At 44.7% G+C, this 19,649-nt stretch carries 10 protein-coding genes; 4 read left to right on the top strand and 6 right to left on the bottom strand.

Going from position 1 to position 19,649, the window contains the following annotated elements:
• Positions 1-28 precede the first annotated feature (28 nt).
• Positions 29-859 (top strand): DUF1963 domain-containing protein, encoded by an 831-nt coding sequence (locus QUA77_RS14015; protein ID WP_333450661.1) that lies wholly within the window; start codon positions 29-31, stop codon positions 857-859.
• Positions 860-969: 110 nt separating this feature from the next.
• Here the strand turns inward: QUA77_RS14015 and QUA77_RS14010 are convergent, their stop codons facing one another.
• From QUA77_RS14010 to ftsH3, 4 genes are all read right to left on the bottom strand, one after another.
• On the bottom strand, positions 970-1,491 hold the full coding sequence (locus QUA77_RS14010) for a L,D-transpeptidase (protein WP_333450659.1): 522 nt from the start codon (positions 1,489-1,491) through the stop codon (positions 970-972).
• Between the two features lie 101 nt (positions 1,492-1,592).
• On the bottom strand, positions 1,593-2,231 hold the full coding sequence (locus QUA77_RS14005) for a bifunctional 4-hydroxy-2-oxoglutarate aldolase/2-dehydro-3-deoxy-phosphogluconate aldolase (protein ID WP_333040546.1): 639 nt from the start codon (positions 2,229-2,231) through the stop codon (positions 1,593-1,595).
• A gap of 240 nt (positions 2,232-2,471) precedes the next feature.
• Positions 2,472-2,834, bottom strand: a complete 363-nt coding sequence (locus tag QUA77_RS14000) for a nuclear transport factor 2 family protein (RefSeq protein WP_333333611.1) — start codon at positions 2,832-2,834, stop codon at positions 2,472-2,474.
• Between the two features lie 147 nt (positions 2,835-2,981).
• Positions 2,982-4,820 (bottom strand): ATP-dependent zinc metalloprotease FtsH3, encoded by a 1,839-nt coding sequence (ftsH3, locus tag QUA77_RS13995; RefSeq protein WP_006633639.1) that lies wholly within the window; start codon positions 4,818-4,820, stop codon positions 2,982-2,984.
• A 557-nt stretch (positions 4,821-5,377) separates the two neighbouring features.
• Here ftsH3 and QUA77_RS13990 point away from each other — a divergent pair.
• Positions 5,378-14,311 carry an FkbM family methyltransferase gene (locus QUA77_RS13990; RefSeq protein ID WP_333450657.1) on the top strand — a complete coding sequence of 2,978 codons (8,934 nt, stop codon included), beginning with the start codon at positions 5,378-5,380 and terminating at the stop codon, positions 14,309-14,311.
• Positions 14,312-14,506: 195 nt separating this feature from the next.
• On the opposite strand, the gene QUA77_RS13985 is transcribed toward QUA77_RS13990, so the two are convergent.
• Together QUA77_RS13985 and QUA77_RS13980 are read right to left on the bottom strand one after the other, a co-directional pair.
• Positions 14,507-15,400: a CNNM domain-containing protein gene (locus QUA77_RS13985; RefSeq protein ID WP_333450655.1), complete on the bottom strand. Its 894-nt coding sequence runs from the start codon at positions 15,398-15,400 to the stop codon at positions 14,507-14,509.
• Positions 15,401-15,653: 253 nt separating this feature from the next.
• A complete protein-coding gene (locus QUA77_RS13980; RefSeq protein ID WP_333450653.1) occupies positions 15,654-16,739 on the bottom strand; it encodes a hypothetical protein in 1,086 nt (361 codons plus the stop codon).
• Between the two features lie 111 nt (positions 16,740-16,850).
• On the opposite strand from QUA77_RS13980, the gene QUA77_RS13975 reads away from it, so the two are divergent.
• Positions 16,851-17,768, top strand: coding sequence for a YihY/virulence factor BrkB family protein (locus tag QUA77_RS13975; protein ID WP_333040534.1), 918 nt, complete (start codon positions 16,851-16,853; stop codon positions 17,766-17,768).
• Positions 17,769-18,334: 566 nt separating this feature from the next.
• Positions 18,335-19,600 carry a glycosyltransferase gene (locus QUA77_RS13970; protein WP_333450651.1) on the top strand — a complete coding sequence of 422 codons (1,266 nt, stop codon included), beginning with the start codon at positions 18,335-18,337 and terminating at the stop codon, positions 19,598-19,600.
• The last annotated feature ends 49 nt before the right edge of the window (positions 19,601-19,649 follow it).

Below are 19,649 nucleotides of genomic sequence, written 5' to 3'. Positions count from 1 at the left end.
TGCCTTCATAACAAATTGTTAATAGCAGATGAACTACAAACTACAATCTCCACTCTCTCCAGAACTAGAAAAGTATCGCGACAGAATCGAAGCTACCATTAAACCTTACATCGAAATCCAAACCCAGAATAATGATGACGTTAATTGGTGGCAGAGTAAATTTGGGGGATTACCTTATTTACCTAAAGGCTTTGAATATCCCAAAACTTGTGACGGTAAATATTTATTTTTGCTAGCGCAACTCAACTTTGATGAAATACCGCCTTTAGAGGGTTTTCCCGATCGGGGAATTTTGCAGTTTTATATAGCCGACGATGACCTATATGGTTTAGATTTCGGCAATTACGCCAATGTAGATAATCCCGCAATCGAACAAAAATTCAAAATAATCTATTTTCCTCAGCGAGACTTCCAAGTTGAAAACATTATTACCAATTATGATTTTTTGCCGGAACTAGAAAATTTTCCTGTTCATGGCTGTTGCAGCTTGCAATTTACTAAAAAATATGCGCCGCTTAGTACCGATGACTACCAATTTATTGAACTATTAGGAGAAGAAATTAACGAGTTATTTATGAACCCAGAAATTGAGGATGAGTACCGAGAAATATCGAATTCCTTTGGTCATAAAATAGGTGGTTATCCATATTTTACACAAGACGACGTAAGAAAATATAATAGTAACTCCGATCAAAAACAAAAGCCGGACATTCTTCTATTCCAAATGGATACCGATTGCTGCAATGAGACAGTAGAGATCATGTGGGGAGACAGTGGTGTAGGTAACTTTTTTATTGATGAATCAGCACTCAGAGAATTAGATTTTAGTAAAGTTTTATACAATTGGGATTGTGCTTAAAAGCATCAGTTAAGTAAGCACGCCTAAAAAAACATAATACCCAGAACCCCGACTTCTTTAAGAAGTAGGGGTTCTAACAGATTGAATAGTGTTTGACTATGCCCAATGCCCTAAACCTGAGATTTGTGTACCACCACGGGTGTTCCCACCGAGGCCCATTCAAATAGCCATTTAGCGTGATTGACAGCTACATTTGTGCAGCCGTGAGTAACGGGATTGCCAAACAAATTGTGCCAGTAAGCGCCGTGAATTGCCATGCCTCCGTCGTAATACATTGTATAGGGAACGTCGGGCACGTCGTAGTCCGGCCCAGTCATTCTAGTAACGCGGTGTTTGGTTTCAACGGCAAAGGTTCCGGTGCGGGTGGGAGTCGATGATTTGCCGCTGGAAATAATCACCGCGTAAACGGGTGTATTTCCTTCCCAAGCTATTAACCTTTGTCTTGACAAATCTATTTCAATCCAGCGTTCGCTGGATTGCTGCAACAGCATAATTTTATTGGCAATTATGTTGTGTTCTTCGCTGGCCAATGCGGTCATTGAACCGCCGCAGAGTGTAGCAAAAGTGAGGGCGCAGCCGGCACAGAAAGTTCCAGCGCGGCGGAAGTAAGTTGAGTTGATAATGCTGTTCATTTCTCACACCTCGTACTATTTTAGATTTTAGGTTTTAGATTTTAGATTGGCTTGTCCTATTTTAGATTTTAGATTTGAAATGTTGGATTGGGAAACTGGACTTAACAAGTTGTTAAGTTTTGGGTAAGATCTCGTGCAATTTGGGCGATCGCGCGCCAATCGCGATTTTCCACTAAGTGTTTAGGAAATAAGTCTCCGGCTAAACCAACGGCGATCGCCCCGGCGTCTATAAATACTTTCGCATTTTCCAGCGTCACCCCGCCAGTGGGAATTAAAGGAATGTTTCCCAGGGGGCCTTGCAGGCTTTTCAGGTAAGCCGCGCCTCCCAAAGCCGATATCGGAAACACTTTAACGCAGGTAGCGCCTGCTTGCCACGCGGTCACAATTTCCGTAGGAGAAAAAGCACCGGGGACGATCGGCACTCCGGCATTAACTGCTGTTTTAATCATACTTAAATCGGTATGCGGAGTAAACAGAAACTGAGCACCGCAGTCGATTGCTTGTTGCAACTGTTCTAAATTTAATAAAGTGCCGGTGCCAATACTAAAAGTAGGGAATTCAGACCGGAGTTGGGGAATTAATTCAGCGGCTTTGTGGGTATTCCAAGTAATTTCAATAAACTGGATTCCGCCTGCTGCTACCGCTGATGCCATCTGCCAAGCAACTTCCTTATCTGAGGAACGGATGACTGCGATCGCCCGGTGTTTTTTTAGTAGTGTCAACCAAGATTGATGATTCATCCTAACTGATTTTGCCCCCAGATAATTCAATACAGTTCATATCGGAAGACCGAGCGGTTGAAACCGCATCTATACAAGCAAAACCCACCTCCGTGGGTTTCCGAGGGGGCGGTTAAAATTGCGTTATTTTCTTTACACCACAGGCGAGTGGACTGCGTTTGACTCGCTAGCTAGAGTAAGTAAAGCCTCAGCATCGCTCGGTTGTGCCATCCATATTACCGCCATTTGCATAACCTCGCTCTACCCGTTGTAATGAGCAACAACTTTAGTCACTTTTCCGGTTGAACTGACTTCCATAAACTCACCTGTCTTCGTGCCTTTTTGGTTGATGTAGTAAAGGACAACACTGGAAACTCCCCACATCACATCAAGCAACTCAAAGTTGAGGTCAGGATAAACTTCCAGCCCCTTTTTGAAGTAGTTTCGTAGCGCTTCTTTGCCTGTCACTGTCCCAGATGGTTCGTTTAACAGTTGCGCTGCGACAGGCGATATCAGAATTACATCTTCTGCGTAATGGGACATGATTCGATCGAGGTTATGAGTATTCCAAGCTTCAACCCAATCAAGTGCAAGTTCACGCGCTCTATCTTCAGTGACGATCATGGTTTGCTACTCCAATGCTTTTTTTGGCTGCTTCCTGTGTTCCCACAAAAAAATCGGGGCGATTCCAGACAATCCCAGAATCACCCCAATTATCGATTTCAAATTTTAGATTAAATCTAAAATCCCAAATCTAAATTGTAAAATCGATTAGGCGATCGTCGCCATTTTCACATCGCTATTAGCTAACAAATTTTGCAATTCATCCGCATCCACCGTTTCCTTTTCAACTAGCATATCTGCCAAAGCATTAAGGACGTGGCGGTTGCCGACGAGTACATCTTTAGCGCGGCGGTAAGCTTGCTCTACCAACAAACGCACTTCATCGTCGATCGTGGCTGCGGTTTCTTCAGAGAAATCGCGTTCAGCCATGATATCGCGACCCATGAACATATTGCCTTGTTGGCGACCGAGAGCTACAGGGCCTAGCCGATCGCTCATTCCGAAGCGAGTCACCATTTGGCGCGCTACTCTTGCCACTTGCTGCAAGTCGTTCGACGCACCGGTTGTTACTTCTTCTTCGCCGAAGACAATCTCTTCAGCAATGCGGCCGCCCAAAGCTACCGCCATTTGATTTTGCAAGTAAGACCGAGAATACAAGCCAGAATCCATCCGATCTTCGCTGGGTGTGAACCAAGTCAAACCGCCAGCGCGGCCGCGGGGGATAATGCTAATTTTCTGCACGGGGTCATAATCGGGCATCAGCGCGCCGACTAAAGCGTGACCGGCTTCGTGGTAAGCTACCAACGTTTTGCGCTTTTCGCTCATCACGCGGTCTTTCTTTTCCGGGCCTGCGAGCACGCGGTCGATCGCGTCGTTGACTTCATCCATCGAGACTTCTGTCAAGTTGCGGCGGGCGGCTAAAATTGCTGCTTCGTTGAGTAGGTTGGACAAATCCGCACCGGTGAAACCGGGTGTCCGGCGGGCGATTTTTTCCAAGTCCACGTCTTTTGACAAAGTTTTGCCGCGGGCGTGAACGTTGAGAATTTCTAGGCGGCCTCCGAAGTCGGGGCGATCGACTACAACTTGGCGATCGAAGCGACCCGGACGCAGCAGCGCCGCATCGAGTACATCGGGGCGGTTCGTGGCAGCAATCAGAATAATGCCTGTATTGCCCTCAAAGCCGTCCATTTCGGTCAGCAACTGGTTCAGGGTTTGTTCCCGTTCGTCGTTACCACCGCCCAAACCAGCGCCCCGCTGGCGGCCTACGGCGTCAATTTCATCGATAAATACGATGCAAGGAGCGTTAGATTTAGCTTGTTCAAACAAGTCGCGGACGCGGGAAGCACCGACACCCACGAACATTTCCACAAATTCTGAACCGGAAATCGAGAAGAAGGGAACGCCTGCTTCTCCAGCAACTGCTTTTGCGAGCAGGGTTTTGCCAGTTCCAGGAGGGCCGACCAGCAGCACGCCTTTGGGGATTTTTGCTCCGACTGCAGTGAAGCGGTCTGCATTTTTCAGGAAGTCCACGACTTCTGCGAGCTCTAGCTTGGCTTGTTCGATGCCCGCCACGTCGCCGAAAGTCACCTGAGTTTGCGGCTCCATTTGGACTCTAGCTTTGGATTTGCCGAAATTCATGGCTTGGTTGCCGGGCCCGTTTTGGGCGCGCCGCACCAGGAAAAACAGTCCGACCAAAAGCAGGATCGGGAAGAACAGGCTGCTGAGGGCTTTTACCCAGAAGCCTTCGTCGCTTTGGGGCAGAACTGAAATATCTACGTTATTTTTGGTCAGGATGTTGATCAGTTCGGGGTCGTTCGGCAGGTTAACGAGTACCTTGTTGCCGTCCTGGGCTGTGACCAGGGCTTTGCTGCGATCGGAACTGATATTTATTTTGTCTACTCTCTTGCCTTCGACTTCCTGAATGAATTGACTGTACTTCCAAACTTCGCGGCTTGGGGGCTGTTTGTCAAAAAAAGCCGTTGCTAAGGCAATGACTACAATAGCCAGCAGTGCGTACAGGCCAGCGTTTCTCCACCGTTTATTCACCGAGGTCGATCCTCCTAATTTTTAGTCCCTGTGATTTGGGAATTTTTATTTATGTTCATCAATCTTAACGTAATTGTAACTTGTTTTTGTGTGGTGAGGAATCCCGGCCATGCTGTGGCGGTCTGAGGTCGCGGGAACGGAACTGCCCTGGGCGGCGTCAGGAGATTCGGGTGTTGTCCTAATTTTTGGGTATCTTCTTACACTATAAGGCATAATTTGTCAAGATTATCAAAACTGGTGGCGATCGCGTTAATCCCTTTTTCGGTTAAATAGCTATGCAGAAACCGGGTTTGTTGACGGAAATACTGCACTTGAGTCTTTAAAAAAAGTGAAAAACCCGGTTTATTTGGTAGTTACGCGTAAGTTCTCTTAAACTGTTAGGTAAGGTAAAGTAGGACTGACCCAGAAACCAAGTGTGTTTACCACAAATCGTCATTTACCCCAATAGTCTGATCTCAAAAATCTGCTTTCTTTCGTAACTAAATTTAACTTCAGGGTTTTTTTAGAAAACGCATTCCCAGATTAATCACACAATGAATTAAGGAGAAAATTTTATCATGACTTCAGAAATCAATAAAATCATTCCCGCAGAAATTAAGTACGATCAATTTTATCAGGCTATTAAACAAATAGCCAAACAAGAAGATATCAAAACCATTTTAGAAATAGGGTCATCTTCCGGTGAGGGAAGTACAGAAGCATTTGTCACAGGAATTAGAGAAAATCCCCATCATCCTCAACTTTTTTGCATGGAAATATCCCAGGCAAGATTTACCGAATTACAAAAGAGATATGCTAAGGACGGTTTTGTAAAAGGTTATAATGTTTCCTCAGTAGGAAAAAATAATTTTGCTAGCGAAAAAGAAGTTATTGATTTTTATAATTCTTACACAACAGCACTGAATCAATACCCCCTAGAACGAGTCTTAGATTGGCTCAAACAAGACCTAAAATATCTCCAAGATTCTGGAGTATCTCAGACAGGAATTAAGCAAATCAAATCAGAAAATCAAATCATTTTTTTTGATGTTGTCTTAATAGATGGTTCTGAATTTACCGGGGAAGCTGAATTAGATGAAGTCTATGGGGCTAAATTTATATTGCTAGATGATATTAATACCTTTAAAAACCATAAAAATTACCATAAACTTCTCAAAGATCCTAATTATAAACTCTTATTGCATAATCTTCATCTGCGAAATGGTTATGCCATTTTCCAGCTAGAAAAATATGCGTTTAATGAAGAACAAACCGAACAACGGCTTGTACAAAGATTAGTTCGTCAAGGGATGACAGTTTTCGATATTGGGGCCAACATTGGTAACTATTCTATTTTGTTTAGTCATTTAGTCGGAAGTGAAGGAAAAGTATATTCATTTGAACCCACTTCTACTACTTTTAAAAAACTACAAGAGCGAATGCAGCAAGAAAAATATAGCAATATTTTTACGTTTCAAAATGCTGTATTTTCTGAGAATAAACAAATTGAATTTAATGAATTTCCCGAGGAATTTTCGGTTTGGAACAGCATCGGCAGACCGCAGATGGAGAATCCGGCCAATCCCCAGGAATATGTACCTCTTGTCAAAACTGAAACCGTTGACGCGATCGCGCTTGATTCATTTTGTCAACAACATAATATTGAGAAAATAGATTACTTAAAAATCGATGTAGAAGGCGCTGAAAGTGATGTCCTTCTAGGAGCAACAGGTCTTTTAAATAAAAAAGCCATCCAGTTTATACAATTTGAAATCTCTCAAAAAATGCTAGAGGGATTGAATCGGAGAGCACAAGACACCTTTGACTTATTAAAAAAATATGGCTATGAGTGCCACCGGATAGAGAAAGATGGGGCAATAGGGGCGCAAGTAGGAGGCTCAAACTCTTTCTATGAGAATTATATCGCGTTCATCCCAGCAGAAATCAAAAAGGAAGTCAGCCCAAGGGATTTATCGAAGCAGTTCACTTCTACAGCATCAGATCCGGGCGGGATCAGACCTATGAATAAGTCATTATCACACCTTTCTCTGAAAAATCAAAATGCGATTGAGTTTCTTTTTGAGAGCGGAAAGCCTATTAAGCTGGAGCTAGGGGCTTCAGAAAAAAGAATGGAAGGGTGGACGACAATTGATCTAGATCCTAGGAGCGATTTATGTCTTGATTTATCACAACCCCTTCCTTTCCCAGACAATTGTGTAGAGCAAATATATTCATCTCATTTATTAGAACACTTCTCTTACCCCTGCCCTATGGTTAACTTGCTCTCTGAATGCTATCGAGTCCTACAACCAGGAGGAGTATTCAAAGTAGCAGTCCCCAACGCGAGGATATATATAGAGGCTTATGGGAAGCCAGAAAGCTTTGACGCGCAAAAACATTGTCTTTATAAGCCAGCATTTCACTATCATTCAAAAATAGACTTCATTAACTATATTGCGTACATGGACGGTCATCACCGCTTTCTGTTCGATGAAGAAAACCTCCCCAAGATTATTGCTAATGCTGGATTTGAAGATGTCAGACTAAGATCCTTTGAACTAGGCTTAGATTTAGAAGCAAGGAAGCATGAGTCCATCTATGTAGAGGGTACAAAACCTCTGGCGGGTTCAAAGCTCCTGAGCGTTCACTTTTTCACTATTGTCCTTAACGGTGAACCGTTCATCCGTTATCATATTGATGTCTTGAAAAAATTACCCTTTCGATGGCACTGGCATATTGTCGAGGGGGTAGCAGATTTAAAACATGATACGGCTTGGAGTGTCACTCTGGGCGGTAATATTTCTGATGAGGTTCATCGCGAGGGGCGCAGCCTGGATGGGACTACCGAATATTTAGATGAACTGGCTCGTCTCTATCCCCAAAATATTAGCATTTATCGTAAGCCAGAAGGCGAATTTTGGGAAGGGAAACGAGAAATGATAAATGCTCCTCTTTCCCGGATTTCTGAAGAGTGTTTATTGTGGCAAATTGATGTAGATGAACTCTGGACTTTTGAGCAGATTTGGAAAACTCGACAGATGTTTATTGAACATCCTGAAAAAACCGTGGCTTTTTATTGGTGTTGGTATTTTGTTGGGGAAAATTTAGTTATTAGCACTCGTAATTGTTATGCAAATAATCCTCAATATGAATGGCTACGCACTTGGCGTTTTAAACCAGGTATGGTATGGGCAACCCATGAACCGCCCAGATTAGCGGAACCCTTACCTAACGGTAAATGGCGCGATGTCGCGTTTGTTAATCCTTTTCAACATCAAGAAACCGAAAAAGAGGGGTTAGTTTTCCAACATTTTGCCTACGTTACCCCGAATCAATTGCGCTTTAAAGAGCAATATTATGGTTATAAAAATGCGACTTCCCAATGGTTAAATCTGCAACAACAGACTCAACTTCCTGTGTTATTGCGTCAATACTTTGATTGGGTTAAGGATGAAACTCAAGTCAATAGCGTGATCGCGTGTGGAGTCGAACCCATTGCACAACGAGATATTAGTACAAAAAGGTGGCAATTTAAAACTGTGTCTTCTTTACCTGCACTTGCTGTTAAGCCTAGTCAAAAATCTCCGACAATTCTCATTGATGGTGTATTTTTTCAACATAATAATACAGGCATTGCTCGCGTTTGGACATCCCTCTGGCAAGAATGGGCAAATACGAACTTTGCTCAAAATATTATCATTTTAGATCGAAACGGAACTGCCCCAAAAATTCCCGGTATCCGTTATCGAACTATTCCTCTTTACGATTATAGTAATACCGATCGCGATCGCGCGATGCTCCAACAAATCTGCGATGAAGAAAAAGCCGATTTATTTATTTCTACTTATTATACAACCCCTTTGTCAACGCGATCGGTATTCATGGCCTACGACATGATTCCAGAGTTGATGGGGCAAAATATTGGTCATTCCGAGTGGAGAGAAAAGCATTGCGGTATCCGCCACGCCTCGGCATACATCACCATTTCGGAAAATACAGCCCGCGATTTAATTAAGGTTTTTCCGCATATTTCTTCAAATTCTATCGCTGTAGCACACTGCGGAATTGATGCCAATTTTTCGCCACCCGATAGAGAAGAAATTTCAGGCTTTAAGTCAAAATACAGCATTACCAAGCCCTATTTTCTTTTGGTAGGCGAAAGGGTAGGCTGGCATGGTTACAAGAACGGGATATTGTTCTTCAAAGCCTTTTCTCAACTTGCCAACAAGTTTGACTTTGATATAGTCTGTGCAGGTGGCAAACCTATATTAGAACCCGAGCTGGAATTGTACTGTTCTGGGAATACTGTCCACACGCTGCAACTAAGCGACAGCGAACTGAGAGCTGCTTATTCTGGTGCTTCAGTGTTAGTTTATCCGTCGAAATATGAAGGCTTTGGGTTGCCAGTCCTTGAGGCAATGGCTTGCGGTTGTCCAGTCATCACCTGTCCAAACGGCTCGATTCCAGAAGTAGCAGGACAAGCAGCGGTTTATGTAAACGGGGATGATGTTATTGGGCTTGTCAATGCTTTGCAGGAAATACAGAAGCCCGCTGTCCGCAACTCATTAATTGCGGCGGGGTTAGAGCAAGCTAAGAAGTTTTCCTGGTCGAAAATGGCTGCAATTGTTAGCTCAGCTTTGGTTCAAGTAGCTGAGCACGCACATTCGGAGAATGCTTCCGTTCAACAGCCAACTGATGGAGCCTTGCAGGGGGAATTAGGGAATGGTGAGAACTCGCAGCCTCTCCCCTCCGCTTTTAAAGTATCTGCGATCGTTTCTACTTACAATTCCGAAAAATTTATCCGCGGCTGCTTGGATGACTTGGTAGAGCAAACCCTGTACAAACAAGGCCAACTCGAAATCATAGTAATTGACAGCCGTTCCCAAGAAAATGAACAGTCTGTTGTGCGGGAATTTCAAGCGAAATATCCGAATATAGTGTACGATCGCACTTCTGACCGCGAAACACTATATGCAGCCTGGAATCGAGGCATTAAGATGTCGCGCGGAGCTTACATGACTAATGCTAATACCGATGACAGACATCGCCCCGATGCCCTAGAAATCATGGCGAAATACTTGGATGAAAATGCCACAGTAAGTCTGGTTTATGCTGACCAATTAATCACCAGCACAGCTAACGATACTTTTGCAAAAACCCAAGCACAAAAGCGCTGGAAGTGGCCAGCATTTGACTACAGCGAACTCGAACGGCGCTGCATTATTGGCCCTCAGCCGATGTGGAGAAAATCGCTGCACGAAAAACACGGCTATTTCCGAAGCGAATTTACGGCGGCTGGCGATTACGAATTTTGGCTGCGGATTGGCAAAAGCGAAAATATTGTGTACTTGCCAGAAATTCTCGGCTTGTACTACGAAAATCAACAAGGTTTGCAACATTCATCGCCAATATCGTACCAAGAAACTCGGCAAATATGGGATGAATATGGGATCACTCGCCGAGGTGTAAAACCAGCCACTACATTACCTGTTTCACTCTCTCCATCACAGCTAAATGCCATGCCCTACCGCACCTCCGCAGAAACACTCGTCAGCGTAATCATTCCCTGCTACAATCACGCAACTTTACTCAGAGAAGCTGTTGAAAGTGTTGTCCGTCAAACTTATCCAAACTGGGAGTGCATAATTGTCAATGATGGCAGCACTGATGATACCAGCAACTTCGCCAATTATTTAATTAAACTGTATCCTCAAAAATCGCTTCGCCTCATAGATAAACCCAACACGGGACCCGCTGATTCGAGAAATGTTGGCGTTCAGCAGTCGTCAGGAAAGTTTATTTTATTCCTAGATGCTGATGATAAACTTCATCCTAACTTTCTAGAGGAGTGCGTGGAAATTTTATTAGCAAAACCCAAGGTTGGTTTTGTCTACACAGATGTGCAGCACTTCGGAGCAAACTGCGATTTAGTTGTTCACGGTGACTTTGATGCCAATCGGTTTTTGAGAGACAATCAAGCCCCTGCTACTTCCCTCTTTAGAAGGGAGATTTACGAGCAAGTAGGCGGCTTGAAAAAAGTGATGAAGCTGGGATGCGAAGATTGGGAGTTTTGGGTGTCTGCCTATGAAAAAGGCTGGTTAGGCGATCGACTACCTAAGCCTTACCTCTATTACAGGCAGCACGGCGACGGATCTAGCAGAACCCAAAAAATGGCTGGCGATCGCCCAAAATTAGACTTAATGAGAGCCACAATTATTCACCTCCACTCTCAACTTTACCAACCAGAAGAAGTGCGTTGGTCACAGCAGATTTTGCAGCAACACGGCAATTTAATAGCTAATGAATTAGTTGAATTTAACAAACCCGAACAATTTTTAACTTTGCTGTCCCAATATGTGGGAGAGTATCAAAAAGACCAAGCTAATGAAGTAAACCTCGCTAACATCCGCCAATCCCGGCAGCAACTTGCCAATTATTGGCTGAATCTGCCTGCAGAACAAGTGGCAAATGCCTATGGCGGTGATGCAGGTAAGGCGCAGCAGCTACTGCTAAACAGCAATATCAAAGATGAAGCGCTGACAGATGCCGAAAAGACTGTTATCGATCGACTAGCAGCACATCTATCCCAGGGAGTTAAAAATCCCAAAGATATTAACTACCTACTAACAGCCGCCCTCTATCGTCGTGCAGATCAGTTAATGCTGAACTATGAAAAGGCAGTTATACCTAATTGGTTTGTCAACGACTACCTCAAATTTATGTTTGCTGCGCCTACTCTTTTTCAAGAAATAGGAGAAGCTGACAATTATTGCCGGTATGTGCAGGGATGGGTCAGTTATTTGCATAGCAATATCTTCAAGAACCAAAAGTCACAAGTGTGGCAGGAAATCGCCTCGTTATTCACGAAAAGCGCTAACTTTATTCCTCTGTACTTTAATAGTGAAAATCTCAAGGAGGTATACACAAAGCGAGCCGATATTATTGAATATGCCATGAAAAATCGTGGCGCTGCGATTGATTGCATTTTTCCGACTAGACCTGCTAACAGGCCGAAAATTCGCCTTGGTGTCCTGACTAAACATTTCGGGGCGATGACGGAAACTTTCGCTACCTTGCCAGCTTTTGAATATCTGAATCGAGAGCAATTTGAAATTATTTTATACGCTCTCAATCTTGACGGGAATAAACTAGAACAGTATTGTCAAAGTCGCGCTGACAGACTGGTTAAACTGTCTAATGACTTGCCAAGTCAAGTTCAGACAATCCGGGCTGATGACTTAGATATTCTGCTGATTGCTACCAATATTACTGCGGTTACTCATCCGATTAGTTTACTGGCGTTGCATCGATTGGCGCGGGTACAAACTACCTGTTTTAATTCTCCCGTTACCACAGGAATGCGACACATTGACTATTACATTGCTGGTAAGTTGATGGAACATTCACCTGAAGGACAGGAGCATTATCGCGAGCAATTAGCAACTATTGACGGGCCTGGTTGCTGTTTTAGCTATACCCTCGAACCTTACACTCCTAACATTAATTTCACTAGAAATAGTATCGGCATTTCCGAGGAATCGGTGGTCTTTATTTCGAGTGCGAATTTGTATAAGCTAGTGCCGGAGTTAAGGGAAACATGGGCAAAGATTATGGCGGCTGTTCCTAATTCTGTGCTGTTTTTAATGCCCTTCGGCCCTAGCTGGACTAATCATTATCCTGGGGGGGCTTTTGTGAATAATATGAAAGCCGTTTTTGCTAAGTATGGCATTGAGAGTAATCGTTTGCTGGTGTTGAAGAGTTTTCCTAACCGTGCGGATGTTAAAGAAGTTTTGAAGTTGGGGGATGTTTATTTGGATTCCTATCCCTATGCGGGGACTACTTCCCTTGTAGATCCGTTAGAGGTGGGACTTCCAACTGTTGTCAGGGATGGTGATACTTTGCGATCGAGAATGGGGGCTGCGGTGGTACGATCGCTCTCTATGCCCGATTTAATTGCCAATAGCGAAGCATCTTACATTCAACTAGCAGTTAGTCTCGGCACTAATCCTGAACTTCGGCAGCGCTATCGCCAGGAAATTCAGCAAAAAATGCAAGCTAATCCGGCTTGTTTTGACAGTGTTGCATACTCTGGGGCGATCGGCAAATTATTCCAAGAACTCTTTGGCAACTGGCAAAGCAGCCACCTGGAAGCATCGCGCAACTTACAGGATAGCATTCCCAAGCAGCCAGATTTGGACGAGATTCTCTCGAATGCCGTCAACCTTTACCAACGAAACTCCTCAAACATCTCAGCAATATCCGAACTGCGTCAAATCCGCAAACAAATCGCTGATTTTTGGCTCAACCTTCCCGCCGAAAACCTCGAAACCGCCTACCGAAGCGCTTCAGGTAACAGCTATCAAATCCTGCTCAAGAGCGGTTTCCAACGTCAACCGATGATCGAAAGCGAACAAATATTTTTGCAGCAATTAACCCAGATTAGCAAAGGATTAGTGCATCCCAAAGCTGTCAACGCCTTGCTTGCTGCGATGCTGTATTTCCCGCCGGGAACCATGCGAATTCCCGACGCTCGTAACCGTTTGCCGCACTGGTTAATTGGGGATTACGAACAAGTTTTTGAGACTGAATCCGCCGTCAAGTCTGATTCAACTACTGATTTGCTAGCTCAATACATTCAATCCCGGCAATTCGCGAATCAACTGTTAGGATGCGTCAATCTTTACCGCATCGATCCATCTGACGAATCGATAGTTTTGGAACTCCGCCAAATCAGAAAACAAATGGCTGATTTTTGGCTGACTGTTCCTTCAGAAAAACTCGAAAGTTTTTACCGAGGAGACGTTCGCAAGGGATATCAAGCAATACTTAGCTGCGGCTTGCAAGCAGAATCGATGACTGAAGCCGAACAGCAGTTTTTGCAGAAATTGACTGAAATTAGCAAAGGGTTGGTGCAGCCTCAAGCTATCAATGCTCTGCTGGGGGCAATGCTGTATTTTGTTCCGGGAAAAATGCGGGTTCCCGATGCTCGCACCCGCTTGCCCCAGTGGTTGCTTGAAGATTACGAAAAGGTGTTTGAGAGCGCATTTACGACAACAGAACAACCACTTGTCAAACAAGATTATCTGCCGCAGTTTATAAATCAATTAACTGCTGCTGTCAATCTTTATGAAATCGACCCGACGGCTGAATTGGTAATAGCAGATTTGCGGCATATTCGCAAGCAAATTGCCGATTTGTGGCTGAGCGTTTCCGGCGAACAAGTAGAAGTTTTGTACCGGAGCGATTTTGGCAAGGGTTACAAAGCAATGTTGGGCAGCGGGTTTATTAATGAGCCATTGAATGAGAGCGAGCGCGAGTTTTTCAACTCGTTGGTTGTTGAGTTGAGTAAAGGGTTTGGAGCGCCTAAAGCTGTAAATAATTTGTTGGCGGCGATGCTGTATTGTCGCCCTGGACAGTTGCGGGTTCAGGATGCGAATACTTGTTTGCCTCCGTGGTTGTTGGCGGATTACGAGCAGTTTGTTGGGGGTGCGGTTAAGGTGGCTGTTGGGTGATGAAAGGCGGAGTTTTTGAGATTTGGGATTAGTTGCTAATTTCAAATCTCAAGATTAAACGAACCGCGAAGACGCCTTCGGCGAAGGCGTTCCCATTCCCTGCAGGGGTTCGGTGAAGGGTAGGGTAGGACACCAAGCAAGAGAGTAGAACGGAAGAGAAAGAGTTGAGAAATTATTGTCTCTACTCCGAGTAATTCAATTTAACACAAGTTCTGGCTGCTGAGTCTCAAATAAGGGGCGAGTTACCTGACGCAGTAGCACAGTTTCTAAACTGCCTTCTACTACATTTTCTGCTTCTATTTCCAACTCACCCCACAATAGCCGATCGCCTTGATTGGGCATTTTACCTAAATTGTGAATCACGAATCCGGCGATTGTTTGGTAAGCTTGGTTAGTCGGCAGGTTTAACCCGAGTTTTTTGTTAACTGCTGTCACTTCCCATACGCCAGAAATTAGTGCCGAATGAGCATCTTTTTGGATAACAGTTGCCTCGGAAGCTGGCAGCAGCGGTTTAGACTCTTTACTGGTAATCCAACCAGTCAGCAGCCGCACGGTACCGTTGAGAATTGCTAGCAGCGGCCACAGTAATTTTGAGCAGAGTTCGAGGGCTGGCATCAGCAGCAAAGCGGTGCGTTCTGGGGCGTGGGTTGCTAATACTTTGGGGATTAGTTCTCCTAAGACTATTTCTACGTAAGTTACAAAGATAAAAGCTGCGGGAACTGCGATCGAATGAGCAGTCAGCACGGCCGACAAATGACCGATCGGCAATTTGTCGATCCACGGTTCGATCCAGTGTACAGTCGCTCCCTCACCCAACCAGCCCAACAGCAAACTCCCTGCTGTTGTTCCAGTTTGAGTCACAGACAGGTAATGCGGTATGTTGTTTTGAGCTTGGTGGACGAGTTCGGCAGTTTTGGCGGTTGGGCGATCGTCCAACTGGGCAAGTTGGCGGATTTGATGGCGATCGGCTGATACTAATGCTAGTTCTGACGCCACAAAAAAGGCGATTAAAAGTGTTAAGCCCAGCAACATTGCTAATCTCAGCATTGTTTGAGCGACTTCTATTTCCAGGCAAGTAAGGTTGTTCAAGATAGATATCTAATATGATAGAGGTTTTAGGTTAATTCTTTTATTTTAGCTTGGGATTCAGATAGGTTTATCCCCCGAGATTTCGGATATCCCCACTACTCTTATTCGTAGGTGCGCCGAGGAGGCGCACCTTACCCGTAGAACTTGTAAACTCTTTCTCTTCTCTTATCATCCTTCGCCATAATAGGGCTAAGGCGAGTTTCATCGGTTCGTTAAAAAAATCTAATTGACAACACCGGAACTCATTGCTGTATCAACTTTCCCTTACTCCCCGGAGCGAGTTAATTTCTGTAAAAGTCTGCACCGGATCGGACTTCAACCCGCCTTGAATGTAATTCAACTTCACTTCTTCCAACAAATCCGACAGCAGCGACTGCAATTCCCCGAGAGTTTTCTCATCTTGCAATTCCCGCCGCAAACTTTGATTAAATTCTTGGCTGAAATTATCGAGAATTTTTCTACCTTTATCGTCTTCATAAGTAGTAGATACCACATCCACAGCAGTTTGAGTCAAATAACTTGCTAGCTGTTCCGTCATCTCGGTCGGCAAAATGTTAATAGGAGAGATAGTTTGTAGGATTTGATAGAAATCCGACTGTTTGATTGTTGTTTCCAAATTGTGGTGCAGCAATTCTTCCAAATCCGGTTGCACCTGCGGCAAAACTTTGTAAATTGTCAGATCCAAAATCCGCTTGGTAATTTGTTCGATCGTATTTTCCTGATTGACATGAAGGTACGGCTGCTGCGCCAGCAACATCTGCGCCGCGTCGCCCTGTTTGATCGAACTTTTAGCTTGATTGATAAACCGCACCATCATGTATTCCGAGATCGTATTGGCTAAATAAGCCACCGGTTCGTAGGTAACTTGAGCAACTACGCGATCGAGATTCACCAAACCCGACTTGTGAAGCCGCACCAATACCGGCAGAATCCGCCACCCCTGCCAAATCGGTATCACCAGAAACACCTCGTACCAGCGCCTCAGCACAAAATCAAACCAAGTTACCCCCGGTTTGCGGCGCGTATGGAACAGACTTTTAATCAAAAATTCCGCCCCAAAAAAACCGATAAACAACGCATCAATTCGCCAAAACTGGTCAGCGCTTTTCAAATATTCTGGATTTTGTAAACTTGAATCAATGCCTTTAATCGGGTCATAAATTTTAACTAAACCTGGAAAATAGCTCTCATAAACAGGCCGCAACTGAAGGTAACTGAAATGGAAAAGTACCAGCAAAAAATTGACCAGCGCTACTAGGGCGCTGAATTTTGCCCAAGAAATTGCTTTTTTGGACAATGTTATATCGGTGGTGTTAACAGTTGTGTTGGAATCAGACATAAAAGTAATCTTCTGAATTTGCTAATCGATAAATCTATCTTGTGGCTGAGGCTAAAAAACTCTTAACCTATTAAGATCCCTTGGACGATAAGTATAAGGAAACCAAAGACCGTGAACTTAAAAACAGTCATATCGCTGCTCAAACAAACTTTTACTGAATGGCAAGAAGATAAAGCGCCAACCTTAGCCGCCGCCCTAGCCTATTACACAGTCTTCTCCCTCGCCCCGCTGCTAATTATCGTAATTGCGATCGCCGGTTTAGTCTTTGGTGCAGACGCAGCCCAAGGTCAAATCGTCGCCCAACTCCAAAGTTTAATCGGCAAAGAAGGCGCCCAAACCGTCCAAGAACTAATCCTCAAAGCCTCCGAACCAAAGTCGGGAATGATTGCTACTTTAATCGGCATCGCTACACTTTTGTGGGGTGCTTCCAACGTGTTTACTAATCTTAAAGAAGCCCTCAATACTATTTGGAATGTTTCACCGCCTCCCGGACGAGGAATCTGGGGATTTCTGCAAGACCGCGTATTGTCTTTTGCAATGATTTTAGGCATAGGCTTTCTACTGCTAGTATCTTTAGTAATTAGTGCCATTTTAGCCGCCGTCAGCTATTGGTTGAACGGCTTGCTGCAATTACCAATCAACATTTGGCAGATTGTGGACTTTGCTATCTCCTTTGGCGTAGTTACGCTGCTTTTTGCCTTAATTTACAAACTTTTGCCCGATGTCCATCTTGCCTGGAATGATGTTTGGATCGGCGCCGCCATCACCTCAGTGCTGTTTACGATCGGCAAATCCATAATTGGAGTTTACCTCGGAGGTAGCGGTATCGCCTCTACCTACGGTGCTGCGGGTTCGTTCGTGATTATCCTGCTTTGGATTAATTATTCCGCTCAAATTCTCTTCTTAGGTGCCGAGTTTACCCAAGTTTGGACTAACCGATACGGTTCCAGAATGCCTGGTTCGCGAAACAATATCCTCAACAGCGAAAACGGTGAATCCTCCCCACGCAAACATCGGAAGAACTCTTAACATTATACAAACGGGAAATTTGAGGTTAAACTCGCACTCCGGGTTTGACACAATAAGCAAGAAGCAAGAGGGAAAAAGGCAGAAGGTGCAAGGCGGAACGAAAGAAAAATTTTGAAAGCAATAACTTTGCTTTTTTTTTCGCTTGCCCTGTAACCTTCGGTCTTTGGGACGACCGACTTCTGCTTTCTCGAAAGCCCGAGTTATTTATTCAGAGGGGTAAAATTCTACCTTCTGCTGACCTCGCATCTCTAGCAGCAAGCTGAAAGCAGGCTCGAGTTATAGATAGCTAAAAGGTGCGAGTTTGACAGCGGCCAGAATACGGAAAATTCCCTTCACCCTCGTTCATTTATATTTTGATTATCTAGAGTTTGAGCTGCTGCACGTCTCTGTCAGCAGAAGGAAGTCGTCTGTGAATTTTTTCCTGGAACTTATCCCTGAAGGATGATTTATCGATCCCCCAGTTTCACTTTAATACAAATTAGCTAGAAGATTCCAGTCCCGGCGCAGCAGCCAAAATTGCACTTTTAATCTTCTTAGAAAATATATTTAAATTTTGGTAAACAATCATGGTTTCATTAAATAAAAAAATCCTCGCTCTCATCTCAGTACAGGGTGATCCCTCTGTAGAAATTGGCAAAGAAGAAGCGGACGGGGAAAATGTTTACGTGCGTCAAGTAGGCGAAGCTCTGGCTACACAGGGGTGGCAAGTTGATATGTTCACCCGCTCATCCGATCGGCAACAAGCAAGGATTGTAGAGCACAGTCCCAATTGCCGGACAATTCGGCTAGTAGCCGGGCCACAAGAATTTATTCCCCGCGACGAACTATACGAATATTTACCAATCTTTGTTCAAGAATTTCAGAAGTTTCAGTTAGAATCAGGCTTTCAATATCCCTTAGTTCACACGAATTACTGGCTGTCTTCTTGGGTGGGAATGGAGTTGAAAAAATCGCAACCTCTGCAGCAAGTTCACACTTACCATTCTTTGGCAGCAGTTAAATACAAGTCGGTTTCGACAATTCCGATGATTGCCAAAACCAGGCTGCAAGTCGAAAAAACACTTTTGGAAACAGCCGATCGCGTGGTGGCTACCAGTCCCCAAGAAAAAGAACACATGAGGTCTCTGGTTTCCTTAAAAGGCAATATTGACATCATTCCCTGCGGTACCGACACTGAACGGTTCGGCTCGATCGCCCGATCGACCGCCCGCCGCCACTTGGGCATAGCCCCCGAAACCAAAGTCGTGTTGTACGTCGGCCGTTTTGACCCCCCCAAGGGCATCGAAACCTTAGTCCGCGCCGTCAGTCTTTCGGCAGTGCCCAAAGCCGATTTAAAACTCATTATTGGCGGCGGATGGCGTGCGGGGGAAAGCGACGGTAAAGAGCGCGATCGTATGGGCAGCATCGTTGAAGAACTCGGGCTGAGCGACATTACCAGTTTTCCCGGCGCCTTGAGCAGAGACATTCTCCCTGGCTACTACGCCGCCGCCGATGTGTGCGTCGTTCCCAGCCACTACGAACCCTTCGGTTTAGTCGCCATTGAAGCGATGGCCTGCGGCACGCCCGTAATCGCCTCCGACGTAGGAGGGCTGAAATATACTGTAGTGCCGCAACAAACAGGTTTGCTCGCCCCGCCGAAAAATGAAGCAGCCTTTGCCGAGGCGATCGATCGCTTGTTACTTGACTCACTATGGCGCCAGCAACTCGGACACACAGCCCGCCAGCGCGTCGAAACCTATTTCCGTTGGGACGGTATCGCCTCCCAACTTAGTCAACTTTACACTCAACTGCTCGAACAATCGGCCCTTGAGCTTGACCCCGTGAGCGCTTAGTAGTATCACTTAGTATGGTTGAAGCCAGTTTCCATTGATCCCTGTTTCA

The organism is Microcoleus sp. K5-D4, from assembly GCF_036704575.1.
Taxonomy (GTDB): Bacteria; Cyanobacteriota; Cyanobacteriia; order Cyanobacteriales; family Microcoleaceae; genus Microcoleus.
The sequence above is the reverse complement of the archived record's forward strand: the minus strand, read 5'-3'. Positions and strand labels throughout refer to the sequence as shown.

Bases quoted from the DNA above. Each gene is read 5' to 3' on its own strand.
- QUA77_RS14015 (WP_333450661.1), top strand. From the start codon at position 29: ATGAACTACAAACTACAATCTCCACTCTCTCCAGAACTAGAAAAGTAT.
- QUA77_RS14010 (WP_333450659.1), bottom strand. From the start codon at position 1,491: ATGAACAGCATTATCAACTCAACTTACTTCCGCCGCGCTGGAACTTTC.
- QUA77_RS14005 (WP_333040546.1), bottom strand. From the start codon at position 2,231: ATGAATCATCAATCTTGGTTGACACTACTAAAAAAACACCGGGCGATC.
- QUA77_RS14000 (WP_333333611.1), bottom strand. From the start codon at position 2,834: ATGATCGTCACTGAAGATAGAGCGCGTGAACTTGCACTTGATTGGGTT.
- QUA77_RS13990 (WP_333450657.1), top strand. From the start codon at position 5,378: ATGACTTCAGAAATCAATAAAATCATTCCCGCAGAAATTAAGTACGAT.
- QUA77_RS13980 (WP_333450653.1), bottom strand. From the start codon at position 16,739: ATGTCTGATTCCAACACAACTGTTAACACCACCGATATAACATTGTCC.
- QUA77_RS13970 (WP_333450651.1), top strand. From the start codon at position 18,335: ATGGTTTCATTAAATAAAAAAATCCTCGCTCTCATCTCAGTACAGGGT.